This window comes from Ruminococcus sp. 8Y-12, from assembly GCF_058119865.1.
In genome coordinates this window covers 3320254-3338821 of the sequence record NZ_CM176623.1, presented here as the reverse complement: position 1 = coordinate 3338821, position 18568 = coordinate 3320254, and the positions used below count along the sequence as shown (strand labels likewise).

At 46.1% G+C, this 18568-nt stretch carries 16 protein-coding genes, 1 tRNA gene and 3 pseudogenes; 2 read left to right on the top strand and 18 right to left on the bottom strand.

All coding sequences use genetic code 11. From position 1 onward, the window contains the following. Positions 1-603: 603 nt before the first annotated feature. The 6 genes and pseudogenes from AC0THY_RS13000 to AC0THY_RS12975 form a co-directional block, all read right to left on the bottom strand. Positions 604-879, bottom strand: coding sequence for a GNAT family N-acetyltransferase (locus AC0THY_RS13000; protein ID WP_489991024.1), 276 nt, complete (start codon positions 877-879; stop codon positions 604-606). 192 nt (positions 880-1071) lie between these two features. After that, entirely contained in the window at positions 1072-1485 is a 414-nt protein-coding gene (locus AC0THY_RS12995; protein ID WP_489991023.1) for a DUF3788 domain-containing protein, read from the bottom strand. A gap of 788 nt (positions 1486-2273) precedes the next feature. Continuing rightward, positions 2274-2885 (bottom strand): GNAT family N-acetyltransferase, encoded by a 612-nt coding sequence (locus tag AC0THY_RS12990; RefSeq protein ID WP_489991022.1) that lies wholly within the window; start codon positions 2883-2885, stop codon positions 2274-2276. A gap of 306 nt (positions 2886-3191) precedes the next feature. Beyond that, positions 3192-3361, bottom strand: a pseudogene (locus AC0THY_RS12985) (helix-turn-helix domain-containing protein); the annotation flags it as partial. A gap of 100 nt (positions 3362-3461) precedes the next feature. Then, entirely contained in the window at positions 3462-3716 is a 255-nt protein-coding gene (locus AC0THY_RS12980; protein WP_489991021.1) for a hypothetical protein, read from the bottom strand. A gap of 9 nt (positions 3717-3725) precedes the next feature. After that, entirely contained in the window at positions 3726-3953 is a 228-nt protein-coding gene (locus AC0THY_RS12975; RefSeq protein ID WP_489991020.1) for a transposase, read from the bottom strand. A gap of 1 nt (position 3954) precedes the next feature. Between AC0THY_RS12975 and AC0THY_RS12970 the strand changes: the two are divergent. Together AC0THY_RS12970 and AC0THY_RS12965 are read left to right on the top strand one after the other, a co-directional pair. After that, positions 3955-4206 (top strand): annotated as a pseudogene (locus tag AC0THY_RS12970) (MobV family relaxase); the annotation flags it as partial. Positions 4207-4214: 8 nt separating this feature from the next. Further along, positions 4215-4562, top strand: a pseudogene (locus AC0THY_RS12965) (recombinase family protein); the annotation flags it as partial. A 65-nt stretch (positions 4563-4627) separates the two neighbouring features. Here the strand turns inward: AC0THY_RS12965 and AC0THY_RS12960 are convergent. The 12 genes from AC0THY_RS12960 to AC0THY_RS12905 all read right to left on the bottom strand — a co-directional run bounded on the left by AC0THY_RS12960 (position 4628) and on the right by AC0THY_RS12905 (position 18371). Continuing rightward, the gene (locus AC0THY_RS12960) at positions 4628-5068 is read right to left on the bottom strand and encodes a hypothetical protein (protein WP_489991019.1); all 441 of its coding nucleotides are present in this window, start codon (positions 5066-5068) and stop codon (positions 4628-4630) included. Positions 5069-5440: 372 nt separating this feature from the next. After that, entirely contained in the window at positions 5441-6676 is a 1236-nt protein-coding gene (locus tag AC0THY_RS12955) for an ABC transporter permease (RefSeq protein ID WP_489991018.1), read from the bottom strand. Between the two features lie 26 nt (positions 6677-6702). Further along, entirely contained in the window at positions 6703-8466 is a 1764-nt protein-coding gene (locus tag AC0THY_RS12950; protein WP_489991017.1) for an efflux RND transporter periplasmic adaptor subunit, read from the bottom strand. After that, positions 8463-9182 carry an ABC transporter ATP-binding protein gene (locus AC0THY_RS12945; RefSeq protein WP_489991016.1) on the bottom strand — a complete coding sequence of 240 codons (720 nt, stop codon included), beginning with the start codon at positions 9180-9182 and terminating at the stop codon, positions 8463-8465. Before AC0THY_RS12945 ends, AC0THY_RS12950 begins: the two co-directional genes overlap by 4 nt. Before the next feature lie 8 nt (positions 9183-9190). Then, positions 9191-9643: a hypothetical protein gene (locus AC0THY_RS12940; protein ID WP_489991015.1), complete on the bottom strand. Its 453-nt coding sequence runs from the start codon at positions 9641-9643 to the stop codon at positions 9191-9193. Between the two features lie 165 nt (positions 9644-9808). Next, complete coding sequence (locus tag AC0THY_RS12935) at positions 9809-11878, bottom strand: HelD family protein (protein ID WP_489991014.1); 2070 nt, start codon at positions 11876-11878, stop codon at positions 9809-9811. Next, positions 11868-12719 (bottom strand): helix-turn-helix domain-containing protein, encoded by an 852-nt coding sequence (locus AC0THY_RS12930; protein ID WP_489991013.1) that lies wholly within the window; start codon positions 12717-12719, stop codon positions 11868-11870. The genes AC0THY_RS12935 and AC0THY_RS12930 overlap by 11 nt, the downstream gene beginning before the upstream one ends. Before the next feature lie 330 nt (positions 12720-13049). Beyond that, a tRNA-Leu gene (locus AC0THY_RS12925) sits at positions 13050-13131 on the bottom strand. Between the two features lie 20 nt (positions 13132-13151). Next, positions 13152-14474, bottom strand: coding sequence for a diaminopimelate decarboxylase (locus AC0THY_RS12920; RefSeq protein ID WP_489991012.1), 1323 nt, complete (start codon positions 14472-14474; stop codon positions 13152-13154). Between the two features lie 67 nt (positions 14475-14541). Then, positions 14542-16560, bottom strand: coding sequence for a sulfatase-like hydrolase/transferase (locus tag AC0THY_RS12915; protein WP_489991011.1), 2019 nt, complete (start codon positions 16558-16560; stop codon positions 14542-14544). 31 nt (positions 16561-16591) lie between these two features. After that, a complete protein-coding gene (locus AC0THY_RS12910; protein WP_489991010.1) occupies positions 16592-17416 on the bottom strand; it encodes a rhomboid family intramembrane serine protease in 825 nt (274 codons plus the stop codon). A gap of 13 nt (positions 17417-17429) precedes the next feature. After that, positions 17430-18371, bottom strand: a complete 942-nt coding sequence (locus tag AC0THY_RS12905) for a magnesium transporter CorA family protein (RefSeq protein WP_489991009.1) — start codon at positions 18369-18371, stop codon at positions 17430-17432. Between the last annotated feature and the right edge of the window lie 197 nt (positions 18372-18568).

The following is an 18568-nucleotide window of genomic DNA, read 5'->3' as shown; positions in this document are numbered from 1 at the left end:
AACAAAGTGAGCAGGTCCCTTCTGTAATATTTAAGGAAAGGTCCTGCCCACTATATACTACTATCTGTACGAATTTGACTTCATTGCGCCAAATGGAATAAAACCAGCTGGCAAAAAATTATATGTTTTATTGCCTGTATAGTCAAATTAGCCGTTATAAGGCGTCAAATCGTTTCATGGGCAGACGGCGCAAACCTGCATGAAATGGCCGTTTTCTCAAGTCCCGCGAATAAAGCGGCATAAGCTGTGACAACGTGGTTTTGTAAAGTTGGGCACCATTTGGGCACCGCAAAATCACCTCCCACCCCCTGACAGCACGGGCCTCTGCGGACGCGGAACCGAGGGGGTCTGTATCATTTCACCTGAACCCCCAAAAAGGGGCTTCTATCGTTTCGTGTGTACCACCAAACACTGCTTGCCACTATTAAGAACGGCTAAAGAGGAAGTACATCTTATACCAATAAGGCGCACCCAGCAAAATATTTATAGTTTCCACCATATTGTTTCTTCCCGTCTTTTCTCAACGAAACCACAGAGTTGCAAAATGCGTTGTGAGGCAAAACCGTCAATGTCCGTTTCCGCGATAATATGGGACACGTTTTCTTATTTCAAAGCCCACTTGCACATGGCCTGCACTGCTTCTGTCATGTATCCGTTGTGCTCAAACTCTTTTCCCAAACCATAGCCAATTTCGACCTCTTGATCCGTATTCGGAATATCCTTGAAATCAGCGGAACCAACGACGACCCGGTCACTTTTGCGAACCAGAAACCAGAAGCTATGCCATAAGTAATCGTTAGAATACTTTTCTGTTTTTTCTAATTGCCCTTTAACAATTTCGAGAAAAGTCCCTCCATAGGCTCTGCTTGATAAGAACAATTTAAGTCTTTCTCCAGCTTTGGTATGTTCTCTACCCACAATTTTAATTGATAGGGAAGTAATGGCACTAATTCAAGACGCTCCGTTTTCAATATCATTTTGCTACCTCGTTAGTTTTATCTTTGTACGCCTTTTCCGCCAAGGCCGTTCTATACCAATAAAGAGTATGAATGGCTCTTAGAACTGTGAGGATTATGCTATACATTTCACAGTCAGCAGCTTTTGAATATCGCGAAAGTGTTTCCTGTCCGTGACGCGGTAATGTATCCAGCCCCCGTCGCCACAGAGATACCGGTTGGCAATACAGTCTTGGGTATCTCTTCCCACTTGGCTATAAACAGCTTCAAACTGCTTGTCGGATAATCTCACCATCACTGTAAAGGCATTGTTCTCGGCGAATACATTGCATATGAGCTTTTTCTTTTTTCTGTGAGCAACACCCCAGCCATATTTATTTCCGTAGGGAAATACTATTGTTTGCACAGTACCGTATGTTTGGGACAGCCATTCATTCATGAGGGCAAACAGTTCCGCGTTTTCTCCGCAGTAGGCTGTCAAATCCTCTATGGACGGTGCGACTTGCTTATTTAGCATTCTCTCGTACATACAACTCTCCTAATTTATGTTAAAATTTACGTTTTTTCCGCCATTGGCGAACAAATGCAACACTAGCTTGTTCCATTCTAATATTAGCGTGTGAAAATGTCAAACAACTCATTTCGTTTCATTACTTTATTCTACTACTCATAACCCTGTTTGTACACTTGGGCACCATTTTGCTCATTGCAGGATCGTATTCTACATAGCAAAAATGCTGATTTCATGGGCTTTTCCGTCTGGAAAAAGGATTTTACCACCGCCGAATATATTCTATTTTTTATTTTTCTACTTACAACTGGTTAAGTTATAGATACACTAGCAGTAATGTAATGCGATTTAGGAAACTCTGCTAAAGAACCTGCATTTACTATCTGCAATTCTACACCATTCCGTCTATCTGGGTCCTCAATTCCTGTCTGGCTTCAGATCCACAGAGAACGTTCGAATAAGAATAGAAATCCCTTTGCAAAAACAGGAATACTAAAAAGCATATAAAACGCAAAGATTAACATATGAATAATTAAATGGCATTTCTTGTTATCTTAGTTATTAGGTCAGTTTCCAAGAGACTACGCGGAGGAAGCAAGCGCAGGGCTGGTTTCGTCAGCAGACGGGGCGTATATGAAGCTCAGACCCTCGTCCTCTCAAAATTGGAATGGGCGGGAAAGCTATTTTGGGGCTTTCCCGTCTTGATTGCCCATCAGCAAAGACTGGCTCGACTGGCTTTGCTATTTCCCCAGTTATGTGAGTGCAGATTAAACCAATAGGGCGCACTCAAATCAGCCCTACAAACTTTAATGAATTGTTTTGCTATACAACAAACATTGTAGCGGTACTTTTTTACCGTTCAAGTCAATAACTACATCTTTTACTTCCGATTTTGTAAATCCTCGGTGTTCATAAAACTGATAGGTGCAGGCATTGTCGGTGTAGAGATAAACCAGTTTCCCCGTTTCTTCCGCTTCAAATGCAGAAAGCAGGGCTGTGCCGACCCCCTTGACTTTACATCCCGGGTCGGCAGCAAGGAAAACTATTTCCCCATCAGGTTCCTGCTTTTTGCGGAAAGACGCAAACATCTCTTTATTCGCTGTGTCATATGCGCCAACGCCTTCCCCTGCAACGATGTTTTGCATAATATCAAATACTTTCACAAAGAATGTTCGCCAAAAGCTATGGTATCGTTTTTTCTCCCCCTTCATATCAGCAAGCAACACGCCAACAAAACAATCGTTCACATACGCACCGTAGGCTTTCGTTGCCCGATTTAACTCCATGTGCCAGAAATATTTGCTATACAGAGAAAGAATGGTTTCGTTATCCATATACCAATTCAAGTGCATTCCTTGAATTGCAAACTTCTGCGCCTTTTTATAATCCTGTTTTTGTATTTCTCTAATTTCAACCATATTTGCCTCGCAAATTTGAATTTGGTGTGCTACGTCTTTTTCGCCAAAGGCGTACTTGTTATTTTCTCTTTCCCCTCTGCGACATATAACTTTTAGCCAATTCGGATTTTTGTACAATCCGGGTCAGCCATTGTTTTTCTTCCTCTGTCAACAAGCGGTCTAGTCATACTCCCCCGGCTGGTACTTCTACACGATTTCAGCCCTCGCCACGTCTATTTATGCGTTCAAGTTCTGTATCTGCATGGGGCGATACCCTCCACATAAATCTGTATGTCCGCCAGCAGCTTCACGAAATCCGGGTGCGCCGTAAAACTGCGCCTGCTTGATAAGGGCATAGTGGCTGATGTCCCTGAAGTCGTCCGCTTCATAGCTGCCTGGCGCAGACTTGGAAAGGTGGGTCTGCTCCGCTAGCTGTTCCAGCGTCAGCCGCGCTTCACGCGCAGGACTTTCAAGCGCTCCTGTATTGTCAAAGCCATGCTATCCCCTCCTAGCTAACTCAATAATGATTAAGAAATTGGAAGTGTGCCTTATCAATAAAAGACCGTATTTTTATTATGTTTCGTTCGTGCTGCCGTTTTAAGCAAGTATAACTCCGTTTTTATAATCAACGGTTTCATGCGATAGGTAATGCATTCCTTCCGCTTTCCCTTTCCGTTTATAAAATCCTGATTCTGAATCTGTTTTACTTTCACGGCGATTCACTGTTTCCATTTTTTCCTTACGTTTCCTGCACGTGACCGGCTTGATTTTCCCTTCTGATTCCAGTTGGTTCCATACAGCTTCTTCATACTGGTCCAGTTCCTTAAGATATTTGTTGGATATCTCATCCACCCGCTTAATCTACTCCGTCTTACGGGATGCGTTTCCCTTATTGTGTGTCGAGTCTGTATAAACCAGTTTCCCATCCGCAAGGCCTTTTTCTATACAATCGGTAACGGTTTTCTGAAATATATTACGAAAAAGGTCACTGCCGTTGAATCGACGGCGTCTATTCTGCGAAATAGTAGAATGATCCGGAACTTTATCCGTAATATCTAGACCAAGAAACCAACGATTTGCAAAGCACAAGGGCAACCGGGCAAGCCTTACAAAGTGACAGGACGATTTTCACGCCTACATGGTGGAGAAATAACCGAACTTGGAGCGTGGCGAAACCGCCACCAAGACGGGCCGCAAGCATATCCCCACCCGGCTTTTCAAACAGGCAAAGGCCATTGAAAAGGCGTTAGACGGTATCGGCCCGCTAAACGCCGGGAAGAAGAAAGAGGAAGCCCTTTCCAAGCCGAAAAAGTGGTTCCCTCAGATGGCGAACTTCTCCGGGTTTTCGGCAAGAAGGCGGCAAAGGCCAATCCGAAAATCGCCGCCCTGCAAGTGGAACTTGCCCATGTGGACGGTGAGATTGAAAAGCTGGTGGACAGCCTGGCGGGGGCGAACAACGTCCTACTCTCCTATGTGAATGTGAAGATAGCGGAACTGGACGGGCGCAAGCAGGAACTTGTGAAGCGAATAGCGGACTTGACTGTGGAAGCCATCAGCCCGGAACAGGTCGGCCAGATTTCCGGCTGCCTCGACTCTAGGGACAGCGTATCCTATAACGACAAGCGGCGGGTGGTGGATTTGATGATTACCACCATAGCCGCCACAAGCGAAGCCCTAAACATTACATGGAAAATCTGACGGGCGGCACACCTCCCGTTAGACCGTTACCCTGTGTAGTCCCTTGTAAACTGTACTTTTCCTCCCTAAAAATAATGAATAATATTATCACTTTTATCAAAAAAATTATACTCTAATTTATTGGAAAACCTAAAAATAGTCATAGATGGATTATTTTCTATTAATATATTCTTAGTGTCATTATCTATTTGACCTATTTGTTTACGTAATTCTATTTTCTTTAAACGAGGATTGTTACTTATTATAATCATATAAGCATCACATATATTTTTATCTTGTATTCCTACAACGTATGTTTTAATAGCATTAGAAAAAGGTTCTATATATTCATCTTGTCTACATTCGAGTAAGCTGTAAATATTATTTCTTTTTTGTGTAAATACTATATATCCCATGCTTTCACCATCATTAAATAAGTATCCTACAACAATACTATCTTTAACTTTCTGTATATTTATTATATTGGGATCATCAATTTCATAGTCCGTCTTTTTTTGACAAAACACACTCCTTTCCTGCTTTATTTGATTTAATTATAATTAATTTGACTATTTTATATAATATACCATATTTTTACATCTGTAAATACTTATATTAATTAAATATATATAATGTAACGCAGATAGATTTTCCGCATTTACTACTTTCTAGATATGCAAAAATCTTTTTATTAAGCCATTTTAGGTTTATTCTTTGTCAAATCAGTACATTCTTACTGCTGTATGCTTTCGTATATTGAATATCAGGAGTAGTTTTACTAACTACATGATAGCTCTTTGTAAAAAGCCGCATCTCCGCAAACAAAGTGAGCAGGTCCCTTCTGTAATCTTCCCGGAAAGGTCCTGCCCACTATATACTACTATCTGTACGAATTTGACTTAATTGCGCCGAAGCGCCTCTATAGGACTCAGTTTTGCCGCCTTCCTGGCCGGATATATTCCAAAGAAAATTCCCACCGCGCAGGAAAATACAGTGGCGGTCAATATTGTTGAAAGTTTAATGGCCGGAGCAATTTCCATCCCCTGTGCACTGCCCATCATGTTGCAGATGCCAAAGGCACCCGCCAGGCCCAATATAATGCCAATCACACCGCCCAGCGCCGTTATGATGGCCGACTCTGCCAGAAACTGCATCATGATGGAAGATGTCCTGGCGCCCAGGGATTTTCGTATACCAATCTCCCTGGTCCGCTCGGTCACGGACACCAGCATAATATTCATCACGCCGATACCGCCCACCAGCAGGGAGATTCCTGCCACAAAGGAAATAAAGGCTGTCATAATTCCCATAATATCATTTAACTGTTTCAGCACATCCTGGAAGGTCTGTACCTGGAAGTACTCAAGGCCTGCGCTCTGGTGGCGTTTCTCCAAAAGCTTTACCACCTCGTCCGCAATGTGGGTAGAATCCAGAGTCTTGTCAGCCTGCACCATTATGGAATAAAACTGATCATACCCCTCCATCATACCGGAAAGTGCTGTGTATGGAATACTCAGGCTCACGGGGCTGTCTCCGTACATGTAGCTCACCGTCGCCGAATCATCCTTGTAAGCTGTTACTCCCTGAATGCGAAGACTCAAAGCCATCCCCTCCGCCATCACATCCACATCCATACCAACCACGTCGTCTGAACCGAAGAGACGTTTTGCATCCGTATCGGAGATTACGCACACGTTTCTCCCCTCCTGCACGTCCTCTGTCCTGAGATAACTGCCGCGCTTCATTTTCATATTGTTCATCAGAAGACCATCCTGGGTTCCGCCGGACAGGGACACATTGAAGGTCCCTTTGGCCGTGGTCGTTTCTCCGCTGGAACTGTTTCCTGCCTCCACTCCAATGACGCCCTCCACAGTGTTCCTGACAGCATCCAAGTCCTCTCCGGTAATCCACTCGCCCGCAACCGAGGCATCGCTGCTGCACATTATGGCAATCTGTCCGCCTCCCACATTGTCCATGGTTTTGTTCATCTCAGCAGTGGTACCGTCACCAATGGAGACAATCATGATCACGGAGGCAATACCTATGATGATACCCAGCATAGTCAAAAGAGAGCGCCCCTTGTTGGCCAGGATGTTCTGGACAGCCATTTTCACATATTCATACATGTTGCCCATCTATGCATGCTCCTTTCTGTCCATCCCTACTCCTGCACCGCAGCCGCGCTTTCCGCCTGCGCATCCTCTGACTGGGGAACTGCGGTTACTTTATCCCCCTCCCCATACGTTCCGATATCTGTCAGAAGCTCTGCCCCTTCCTCCAGTCCGCTCTTGATCTCCGTATAGTCCTGGGAGGAAATTCCTGTCTCCACAATCTTCTTGGCAATCACACCATCTTCCACCACATAGCAGAACGAGCCGTCATTTCCAATATTGACCGCATCTATGGGAACTCTGAGGGTATCTCTGGTCTGGGCCGCCAAAATGGAAACCTTTGCCTCCACGCCCAAAAAGATATTCTCATCCGGATTGTCAATGTGAACCTTTGCTCCTATCACAGGGGTTCCCTTTTCATTGGGTATGGCAATCTTATCCACCTTTGTCACAGTGCCGGAATACTTGCTGCTGCCCATTGTGATCTCTGCCTTCTGCCCCTCCTTGACTTTGCCATAATCATTTTTAGAGACAGAAATCTCAACACTCACATCCTCCGTGCTCTGCAGCGTAAACAGCTCCATTCCCTGAGTCACGGTGGCTCCCTCTGTCACCCGGCAGTCTGATACCACGCCGGTGAACTCCGCGCTGACTCCCTTTTTTCCCTCCGCAATCAGCTCCTCCAGAGATTTTGCTTCCAGTTCCGCCAGGTTGGTGCTGATATTCATCTTTTCCAGAGCTTCCGCCGACAACCCGGTCACATCGGACTCTGCGATGGCTTTCTGCTGGCTCAGATCTGCCTGAAGCTCTGCAAGATCAGAGGAAGCTTTTTCCAACTCTGCCTCCAAATCCGAGGTGTCCGCCGTAGCCTGAGATGCATTTCCCGCCTCCTGGGTGTTTCCCCCCGTATCGGCAGTAAATCCGCTGTTTCCAGGCTCCTGGGGCGGGGATGGAGGACTATTCAGCATAGCCTGATAAGCCTCCTCTGTCGCTCTCACGTCCGCTTGCGCCTTGCTGCGCGCGCTGTCCATCTTGTCCAGCTCCCCCTTCAGCGCCGAATCATCCTGATTTGCGCTCCACTTTTGAAAGGCCTGCTGGTACTGGGAGTCCGCTGTATTGTAATTGGCTGTGGCTGTATTGACATCCGTCAGCTTTTGGGCCAGCTTCTTATTGTACTCCGGCAGGGTCTTATTATTGTATGTATCCATCTCCTTCTGATACTGCTTCAGCGCAGCCTCCTGCTGCTTTTTGGCCTCCGCTGCGGCCTTCTTAGCCGCGTCCTCTGCCTGCTTCACCGCCTTCTTCTGGGCCTCTGAGGTCCTCTTGGTAATCTTGGCCTTTAAGTCCGTGATATACTCCTGCTTGGCCTCCACCTGCTGTTTCAGAGGTCCCACCTTTGCGGCCGCGGCCGCCTGCTTTCCCGCTGCCGTGTTTGCAGAGTTTACTGCATCCTGGATGTCCAGATTGCCGGAGCGTATATTCAGCTCCGCTTTCTGGTTTTCTTTTTCCAGCTCCTCAATATCAAAGGTGATCAGTTTTTTTCCCGATTTTACACTGTCCCCCTGTTCCATTTCCAGCACTTTGATGGTCCCGTTTACGGGGGAAAAAAATGTCTTTTTATTCTGGCTTACTACCGTTCCGCTGGTATCCAGCCTCTCCTCCAGGTCACCCTTTTGGGCCTTCACAGTGGTTACAGTGGGAATGATCTCCTTCTTGCCCATGGAGTTGCTCACAATGGTCATACCCACCAGGGCCACAGCAATGGCTGCCACCAATATGGCCATGAACTTTTTATTACTCTTTCCCTTTTTCATTCCGTCTCCTCCTGCACTTCCTCAAAATGACTGTTGACCACATCCGATTCGATCTTACCATCCATGATCCGAACCACTCTTTTAGCTTGTTCTGCAATCCCATTATCATGGGTAATGAGAATCACAGTGCGCCCTTCCCGGTGCAGATCTTTAAGTATCCCCAGAATCTCTTTGCTGGACGCAGAGTCCAAATTTCCGGTGGGCTCATCAGCCAAAATCACAGGTGGCCTGGCTGCAATGGCCCTGGCAATGGCTACCCTCTGCTGCTGCCCTCCCGATATCTCAGCCGGTTTATGGTGCATCCGCTTCTCAAGCCCTACCATCTTCAGGGAATCCACAGCCCACTCCCTTCTTGTCTTTTTATCCACTCCCCTGTAAATCAGCGGCAGCTCCACATTCTCCAGGGCTGTGAGGTTGGCGATCAGGTTGAACCCCTGGAAGATAAAGCCTATCTCCTTGTTTCTTATGTATGCCAGGTCATTATCCTCCATGGTGGAGACATCCGTTCCATTCAGTAAGTATTTGCCAGAGGTGGGTACGTCCAGACATCCCAGCATATTCATAAATGTGGACTTCCCACTTCCTGACTGTCCGATGATTGCCACAAACTCTCCTTTATGAATCTCCAGATTTACATGGTCCAGAGCCCGCACTTCATTCTCACCGGGGTTATAAATCTTACATAAGTCTAATACTCGAATCAGTGCTTCCATCATACCTTCCTCTATTCCTGAACCGTCTGCCTGTTTTTCAGTGCCCCCCACAGATAGAGGAGAGGCAGAACCAGAGATATCGCCACACTCCAGACTGCAAATTTCCCCTGGGTCACAGCGTAAACTGCATTTCCCATCACCAGTACAACCAGTATAATACCCATGACAAAGCAGCTCTGCGCCTTGTCCGTCCTCTTTCGGTTTTTGATACCCAGGATGCCGGCAGCCATATAGAATACTACGTAAATACAAGAGAGAACCACACTGATCTTCATCATATCCAAGGTCACATTCTGCGCCACCAACTGCTGCTGCATAAGCTGGGCTGTCTGAGTATCCGCCCCCTGTATTGCATTTATAGTAAACAGACTGATCGCCACCCCAAATATCGAAAACACACTCAGAACAATAAAGATGATTCCCGTTACCAGTAAAAAGTTTTTTCCTCTTGCCTGATTTTCCATTTTTATTTCCTCCCTCTATAAAATCAAAATAAGTACCCTTCTAATTTTAGATTTCCTTTTCCTGTTTGTCAAACAATTTTACAGGCTTTAATGGAAATTTAAGGAACATTCCTATTTATTCACAAAAAGCCTGATTATGCCCGACAAAACATTCCAAAAAGTTTCTTAAACAGATGCCCTATCTAACGGAAGAAATGCCGATGGATTCCCCACATAGACAAGCGTCAACCTGTGCATAGCTCTTGTACAGGCTATATAGAGCAGGCTTCTGTCATATTCTGATGCATACATTTGGTCATTCGCCTGCGGCACAAGGACCTCGTCAAATTCCAGCCCCTTTGCCATTCTGACCGAGGTAATGGACACCCCACACGAAAATCGGGAGCTGTAGGGTGAAATCAGGCTTATATCCACTTCCTCTGACAGCAAATCATACATCATCTTTGCCGACTGGTTCGTTTTCATCACAATGCCCAGCGACTTGTTTTCCCCTGCCTCAAAATTTCGAATCGTATCTTTCACTTGCCGGATTTCGTCCTGCTCGCTTTTGCAGGCAACCAGGACTGGTTCCTCACCGTGCCTTTTCACCGCATCCAAAGAAGTGATATTTTGAATGCGTTTGGCAAAGGTCATGATTTCGTAGGTGGACCGGTAGCTCCTGGTCAGCTGCACAAATTCAGCGCCTTCATAGAGGCGCCGTATCTCCATGAGCGTATGTGAATGATAGGGATTCAGCGATTGCCCAAAGTCACCCAATATAGTTTTCTGGCAAGGAAAAAGCTTATTAAGGACCGCATACTGAATGGGTGTGTAGTCCTGCATCTCGTCAATCACCAGATGCCGCGTAATACCGCTTTCTTTTAGCCCGACAAAGGCGGCCTGCATATAGAGAAAAGGATACACATCCTCCCATTCCAGCACATTCTTCTCTGGCATGACAAACATCTGCGGTTTTCCCATGGCCCTGTAAAACTCCTTATAAAGCGCCAGGGTGCTCTTAAACCGAAGCATTGAGGTCAGGCTTTTGAGAATTGTCCTGATTTCTGGCAGCTCATTGTGCCGGATATTATCCCCCTGAAACCGATGGTAAATATCATCCGCCACCATTGAGAGTCTTTTCTTAACCGGATATTTCACATAGGAGAGGAAACGCCCCCTTATCCATTCCCCCTTCGCCGTAAAGGATTCATAGGTATAGTCTGCCGGTGAAAAAATCCAGTCGGTCATACTCATTATGTAATCTTCCAAAAGCCCCAAAAATTCCATTGTAGACTTAAATCGAACACGTTCCATCCATCTCTCATCCTCCGCCTCGAGGGGGTCTTTGTCCGGTTCAAATTTTATTACGCATTCCAACTGGATCTTGGCGATATCCATTAGGCTCAGCTCGTAGATCGGTTCCTCCCCAAGTTCGGGTATAACATTTGAGATGTAATCTCCAAAAACCTTGTTAGGTGAAAGAATTGCCACGTTCCGTGCATTCAGTCGATCCCTGAACCGATAGAGCAGGAAAGCAATCCGGTGCAAAGCGATGGAGGTCTTACCAGAGCCAGCTGCTCCCTGAATGATCCGTGTTCCGAGCTTCTCACTGCGGATAATCTGGTTTTGTTCTTTTTGAATGGTAGCTATGATGGACTTCATCTTTTCATCGGAAGTGTGGGAAAGCTCTTTTTGCAGAATATCGTCCTGCACGTGGGATGAAGTTTCCAGTGCGTATTCCATCACCCCATTTGTAATTTTAAATTGGCGCTTTCTGGTCATCTCCCCGTCAATTCTTCCCATAGGCGCTTCGTAACCCGCCGGACCGACTTCGTAGTCATAGAACATACTGGCAATTGGAGCTCTCCAGTCATAGATCAGCAGTTTGTAGTCATGACGAAAAGTAAACCGCCCGATATAGTACTCTTCGGGTTCTTCATAGCCCTGTCCCTGAAAATCAATCCGGGCAAAATAGGGGGATTCTTTCAGCTTGGAAATTTTGTCCTGTATACTCACAGCAAAACCACCCGTTTCATCTGTCTGCTTTAAAAGCAGTTCGTTCTGAAACATTTCATTGGGATCAATCTCACCTCTGCATTCTGCCATGTAGCGCTTTGCATCCCGGTATTCCCTGTCAATCCGGCTCACATCAGCCTTTGCGTCCTGTAGCGCCTCTTCCAGCTTTTGGGTGATTTCGCAGAGATGGTTAATTTCCTCCGGGAATGGAATTTTGCTGTCTCTTAAGTCATTTTTCATGATTGCCCTCCTTCAATACAAAACGCTGTGTGGGATATCCAAACTCCGTGAGCAGCTCCGCTTCTGCAAATCCCAAGCCTTTGATTTCCCTGCGCTGGCCAGTATCCGCTTTATCTCCTTCCCGAAAGGTTGTGATACTGATTTCCTTACCCCCAAGTAGTTCGCACATCACCTTATCCAGGAAAGCTTTGGGAATCCCCTTTTTTCTGTAGAGCGGGTGGCATCCCATAAAGTCTATGCTTCCTGTATCGTATGAGAACAGCATGATACCCACAGCGATCTCTCCGTCTTTCAGAATGAGGGCCTGCCGGGTGCGGATTTTCTCTTTCAGCACGAGAATATACTCCTCCTCGTTCAAGCAGGGAAATCCATCCACTACAAGACGCACCAAATTCATCCAGCACGCTATATCTTGATCTGTCGCATATTCAATGTTCCACTGAACCTGATTCTTTAAACTCAACATGGGAAAGCTCCCTTCTAAATGAAATCTGCACTGCAACGGATAGTATCGCTCATTGTCCCGATACTTGTTTGGCGGTATCTTATACATGGCCGTAAACACATTTGTAAAAGCCTGCTGGCTCTCATACCCAGCAAGCAAGGCAATTTCCAGGATGGATTTATCTGAAAATACCAGCAGTTTCGCCGCCTCTGTGAGGCGCCGCCTTTGAAGATAGTCGTGCAGCGTCAACCCGACCGTTCCTGTAAACATCCGGTGCAGATGATATTTCGAGTAGTGTACGGCTTTGGCAACGCAATTCAGATCCATTTTTTCCGTGAGATGCGCTTCGATGTGCGCAATAACGGAAACAATATTTTCTATATTTTCGTTTGTCATATCCTTTCCTCCTTCGAATGATTATTATATCCAAATCTGCCAACAGGTTTTTCATTTATCTTGCTGTGTTAGCTTTCTTTTTAAGCATTAAACTCTTTGCTCCCCGCACCGCGGACTTCATCTTCTTTCACAAAAAAAGAATCCCGCTCGCGGGATTCTCCGCCTGCGGCGGGGCTGCCCCGGCAGCCATCTTCCACTCCGCCGCAGTGTGATCCCGCCCGTAGGGCTTTTTATATCATAGGGAATTCCGAAGGACTTTCCTATGATATAAAAAAATAGCCTCCCCAAATGGGAAGCTATCCTTCTATCAAAGTCTCTTCTCTGATTTAATGCCGCTGGCCGGACTCGAACCGGCACGGTGTTACCCGCTTGATTTTGAGTCAAGTGCGTCTGCCAATTCCGCCACAGCGGCATCGGTTTTACAACCGAGATTTATTCTATCACAAGGTTTTCCATTATGCAAGTACTTTTTACATATTTCCTGTTTTCTAGTACCTTGCTGTAAAAGTCAAAGCAGTCAAAGGTTGAAAAATAATCCTCTGGCGTCTCTGCCCTGCGGATGAGCTGTGCACTGCCGTCCTCCTTTAGAAGGATCTCCGCCGACCTCAATTTACCGTTGTAATTGTACCCCATGGAAAAACCGTGAGCTCCTGTGTCATGGATAAAGAGCAGGTCTCCTTTCTCTATCTTTGGAAGCATGCGGTCAATGGCAAATTTGTCATTGTTCTCACACAGGGAGCCCGCCACATCATACATGTATTCACAGGGTGCGTCCTCTTTTCCCATAACGGTAATGTGATGATATGCCCCGTACATGGCCGGGCGCATCAGGTTCACCGCACAGGCATCCACACCGATGTACTCTTTGTGCGTGTGCTTCTCATGAATCGCTGTGGTCACCAGTGCGCCGTAAGGACCCATCATGAATCTGCCCAGCTCCGTATAAATGGCAACCTCCCCCATTCCGGCCGGTGTCAGAACTTCCTCATAGACTTTTCGGACACCCTCCCCAATGGCAAGGATATCATTTGGTTCCTGGTCCGGCTGATAGGGAATGCCGATTCCGCCGGAAAGGTTGATAAATGTAATGTGGGCCCCTGTCTCCCTTTCCAGTTTTACAGCTACCTCAAAGAGTACCTTGGCTAACATTGGATAATACTCATTTGTAACTGTATTGCTGGCCAGAAATGCATGGATTCCAAACTCCTCCACCCCTTTTTCTTTCAGAATGCGGAAGGCTTCAAACAACTGCTCTGTAGTCATACCATACTTAGAATCCCCAGGATTGTCCATGATATCATTGCTGATTTTAAACAGGCCACCAGGATTGTAGCGGCAGCTGATGCGCCTGGGCAGTTTTCCCACTGCCTTCTCCAGAAATTCTATATGCGTGATGTCATCCAAATTTATAGTAGCCCCCAGCTCACTGGCATACTGAAACTCTTCCGCAGGCGTATCGTTGGAGGAAAACATGATATCCTCCCCAACAATTCCGATTGCCTTGGACAACATCAGCTCTGTCATAGAAGAACAGTCACAGCCACAGTCATATTCCTTCAAAATCTCAATCAGAAAAGGATTTGGCGTGGCCTTCACAGCAAAGTACTCTTTATACCCTTTGTTCCAGGAAAAGGCCTCCCTCAAAGCCTTTGCATTTTTGCGTATCCCTCTCTCATCGTAGATATGGAAGGGAGTTGGGTACTGTTGTACAATTTTCTCCAGTTGTTGCTTTGTTACAAAGGGTTCTTTCTTCATAATTGTTCTCCTTTTGTACAATCTATATCTCTTGTCATTGTGTTCACGCAAAAACTATAATATGTGTCTAATTATTTGTCAATAGGCTGTCCCCGAAAAATCCTTCCAGCCTCCTCTTACTGTCCACAATATTGTTGTATTGCAAAATCGCATAGCTGTTAAGTGAATTTCGGTCTGAATCATCTGCACCGTTTTCTGACAGCTCGTGGAAAGCCTGTTCCTCTCCGCTCATGAAAAAGTTGGCGGTGACCACCGGAAAGTCTTTCTGTAACTGTGTCAGGTATTCCTGATACCCAGTCTTTGGAAGTCCGGCCTTTTCCATCAGCAGCGTACTTAAATAGTTGGCGCTGATGGCATCTACCTCCTCCGCCTCCATATCGTAGTTGGCCCACATCACGAACGGGACAATATAGCCCTTTGAAAACTCTTCCAGGGAACTGTCCCTGGCATTCTCATCCAGGCCAAGCATCCTCAATATGGGGTTACAGATATAGTCAGAGGGCTGATGATCGCCAAACATCAGAATGATCGTCTTTTCATTCTGGTTGGAAAAATACTGTAGCAATTCTTCAAACGCTTCATCCGTCTTCTTTATCAGTGTCAGATACTTCTCTGTGGCGTGGATCTGGGTTCCCTTCTGTTCCTCCGGAATATCGGAGAGCAGGATCTCCGGTTCCAGGTCCGGATACTCCTTGCTGTAACCCCCGTGATTCTGCATGGTTACTTCAAAAGCAAACAGCCTCTCATTTTCTTCCTTATCCTCATAGAGCTCAATGAGCTTTTCAAAGGCAGATCTGTCATCCACATATCCCCTCAGAGTGCTCGCATTGGTAAAATCATCACGGAAGTACGTGTCCTCAAATCCCAGATCCGGATATACCTGATCCCTGTTCCAGCCGCTGGCGTAGTAGGGGTGAAGCGCGGCTGTCGTGTAACCCAGACTCCCCAGCTGGGAGGCAAGGCTTGGCATCTCACTCTTTACAAACTGCTGGTACGGAACACTCCCGGCAGGCATAAATGCCATGCTGTTTCCTGTCAAAAACTCAAACTCTGTGTTAGCCGTATTTCCTCCTTTTACGGAAACGTAAAGATTTCCCTTCACCGTATTTTTCTGGAGGGACCGGATAAACGGCATATACTCGCTGCTGGTCTCAAAATCTCCGTACACGGAGAGGTCTGCAAATGCCTCATTCATTATCACTATAATATTGGGCTTTTCCGACAGGTCCTCACTGCCTGTCTCAACCTCCCCCTCCTCTTTCTCATACATACTCTGGATGTGTTCTGCTGCATCCGCAGAATATCCCTGGGGCTTTTCCACATCCAGGTAGCGCAGATTTGCCAGAAAGGCGGCCATAAATCCGTTGTTGCGGTAAAGCACATTGGGAGTAAAGAGAATATCATCCATTCCAAACGCATCCTCCACTTCCTCAACCTGTATCAGGCTGACATAGCCAAACATGAGCACAACACTGACCGCCAGAGCAATCAGCCTGATCCTGGTCTTCCTTACCGTAAGACGCAGCTTTTCACCCAAAATCATGAGCCAGACAAATCCCAGGATGACAAACACGAACCGGTAGCTGAGGCTGAAGGTGTAATTATCTGTGATCGTCACCGCCGTCCCCAGGGAAAATACATCCCATGGAACCACCGGTGAGGAGCGAAAGCTCACCACAAAATAGTTCACAGCCCCGAACAGCATGGGCAGCACAGGCCCTGCCACATATCCCCACCTGGCATTGCCGAACAGGAAGGTAAAAATCAAATACAGGATCAAATAAAAAAGATAGTTCAACACAGTAATCAAAACCGTCAAGTCCCACGGAACATGCGTATAAAATTCCATACAGCACAGCGCTCCGAAGGGAAGGAGTGCCGCGAGTATGTATCCCAGTTTTTTGGGGAAACTTCCCTTCACCGCCACCGCCACTCCGGCCATGACAGACAAAAGCAGTGCGAGTGCCAGTTTACCTCCCTGTAAACCATCGCCCCACACTGCGCCAATGCTCATTCCTGATAAGAGGACTGCCACTGCTGCTGCAATGGCAATCCTTATCTTAGATTTTGTAAATATATTCTTCATGTCAACTTATTCCATTTCTATTTCTTATTTTTTAATGTCTGCGCACGTGTTCATGTGTAAACAGGTGATCCTGACAATATTCGTAATTGCCCTCACATTTGGAGCAGAACCGAAATTCCAGATCGTCTCCGTCCAACTCCGTACGCCCGCAGATGGCACATTTGTGTTTAGTCACACCTTTAGGTCTTGCCTGATTCACTTCCCTCTTAAAAGACTGCTTTCTGTGGATCTCCTTTGGGGATACCCTTTTGTAATTTCTGGTCATCAGGAAGAAAATAATAAAGTTTGCCAGTGATGCAATGATCACCACTCTCTCAGCCCAGTTGCTGTTAATCATATCATAGATCAGCAGTACTCCGTAAAAGATGCCCAGCCATTTTATCTTAATCGGTATCAAAAAGTACAGTAACAGCTGCTCATTGGGATAGCTGGCTGCAAAAGCCAGAAAAATTGACATATTAATGTAATATGTGCTGAAAGCAGCTCCCATCCATCTCACACCCAGAAAATACAGAATAAAAGCGCCTATTACCGTGGCAATCATTCCCGTAAATATATACACATTGAACCGGAACGCCCCCCAGGTGCGCTCCAGAGTGTTGCCCAGGGAATAGTACAAAAATAGCATGATGATGGTAAAGATACTCAGCGTCTCCGGTGGCATGAGAACCCATGTCACAATTCTCCAGACTTGTCCCTGCAGAATCAGGGCTGGCTCTAAAGTCAGCCAGCTCATCGCCCCGGGGGCAACCAACACCAGAATATAGCTAATTACATAGATGCCGATGATATAAGTAGTCAGATTGCGGATCGCATATCTGCCAAACTTTCGTTCCAGTTTATTCAAAAAATTCATTGCTAACCCTTTCTTAAAACAAGTTTTTCTTAGAGAAGATCAGGGCCACCAGAAGGCTCAGCACTACGGAGAACAATATCACAATCAAAAATCCCCATGGGCTTCCCGCAAAAGGCATTCCCGCAGAGCTGACATTCATGCCGTAGGCGCTGAAGATCATTGTGGGAATGGACATTACAATGGTCACCGTGGCCAAAAACTTCATGACAATATTTAAGTTGTTGGAGATTACAGATGCAAATGCGTCCATGGTTCCGCTCAAGATTCCGCTGTAGATATTGGCCATCTCGATCGCCTGTTTGTTTTCTATAATGACATCCTCCAGAAGCTCAGTGTCCTCCGGATAATGTTTGATGCTCTCTGTCTTTAAGAGCTTTTCCAAAACCACCTCATTGGACCGCAGGGAGGTGGTAAAATACACAAGGCTCTTTTCCAGCTCCAGCAGCTCGATCAGCTCCCTGTTTTTAGTGGAACCGTGGAGCTTCTTCTCCACCACTTCACTCTTCTTGTCAATAATGCGCAGGTAGTGCAGATACATGGTCGCGTTTTTGTAAAGTATCTGAAGTATAAAGCGTGTCTTTTTGTATGTGTAAAAATTGCGCACCCTTCCGTCCATGAATGCGGAGAGGATGGGAGTATCTTCGAGGCAGACAGTAAATATAATCTCATCCGTCACAATGATTGACATAGGTATGGTGCCATACCAGTCTTTCTCATTTCTCTCCTCAATCACTGGAATATCCACCAGGATCATTGTATAGTCGTCCTCCACTTCGATACGGGAGCGTTCCTCCTCATCCAAAGGGGCCCTTAAATCATCCTGCTCAATGCTGTACTCCTCCGCAATCTCCAGTATTTCAGTGGCCGTGGGATTAATCAGTGCAATCCAGCAGCCCTCCTGTGCCTCATTTACCTGATGGATCACTCCATCGATTGTCCTGAAAATTTTTATCATGACTCCATAACTCCTTTCGATTATCCCCAGGACAGGATAATCGTCCCCGAAGCCTGTCCTGCGGATTAATTGCGTTTTATTCTGTTTCTTTTTTTCTGTTCCCTAGGACTAGGCCCACCTTCCATGGAATCACACTTCCTTTCTGCTTTTCGCGTGAGAAATTTCGTATGTACGAAAGCTTTACCCAAAGAGTGCTG

Bases quoted from the DNA above. Each gene is read 5' to 3' on its own strand.
- AC0THY_RS12995 (WP_489991023.1), bottom strand. From the start codon at position 1,485: ATGTACGAGAGAATGCTAAATAAGCAAGTCGCACCGTCCATAGAGGAT.
- AC0THY_RS12990 (WP_489991022.1), bottom strand. From the start codon at position 2,885: ATGGTTGAAATTAGAGAAATACAAAAACAGGATTATAAAAAGGCGCAG.
- AC0THY_RS12955 (WP_489991018.1), bottom strand. From the start codon at position 6,676: ATGGGCAACATGTATGAATATGTGAAAATGGCTGTCCAGAACATCCTG.
- AC0THY_RS12950 (WP_489991017.1), bottom strand. From the start codon at position 8,466: ATGAAAAAGGGAAAGAGTAATAAAAAGTTCATGGCCATATTGGTGGCA.
- AC0THY_RS12945 (WP_489991016.1), bottom strand. From the start codon at position 9,182: ATGATGGAAGCACTGATTCGAGTATTAGACTTATGTAAGATTTATAAC.
- AC0THY_RS12940 (WP_489991015.1), bottom strand. From the start codon at position 9,643: ATGGAAAATCAGGCAAGAGGAAAAAACTTTTTACTGGTAACGGGAATC.
- AC0THY_RS12935 (WP_489991014.1), bottom strand. From the start codon at position 11,878: ATGAAAAATGACTTAAGAGACAGCAAAATTCCATTCCCGGAGGAAATT.
- AC0THY_RS12930 (WP_489991013.1), bottom strand. From the start codon at position 12,719: ATGACAAACGAAAATATAGAAAATATTGTTTCCGTTATTGCGCACATC.
- AC0THY_RS12920 (WP_489991012.1), bottom strand. From the start codon at position 14,474: ATGAAGAAAGAACCCTTTGTAACAAAGCAACAACTGGAGAAAATTGTA.
- AC0THY_RS12915 (WP_489991011.1), bottom strand. From the start codon at position 16,560: ATGAAGAATATATTTACAAAATCTAAGATAAGGATTGCCATTGCAGCA.
- AC0THY_RS12910 (WP_489991010.1), bottom strand. From the start codon at position 17,416: ATGAATTTTTTGAATAAACTGGAACGAAAGTTTGGCAGATATGCGATC.
- AC0THY_RS12905 (WP_489991009.1), bottom strand. From the start codon at position 18,371: ATGATAAAAATTTTCAGGACAATCGATGGAGTGATCCATCAGGTAAAT.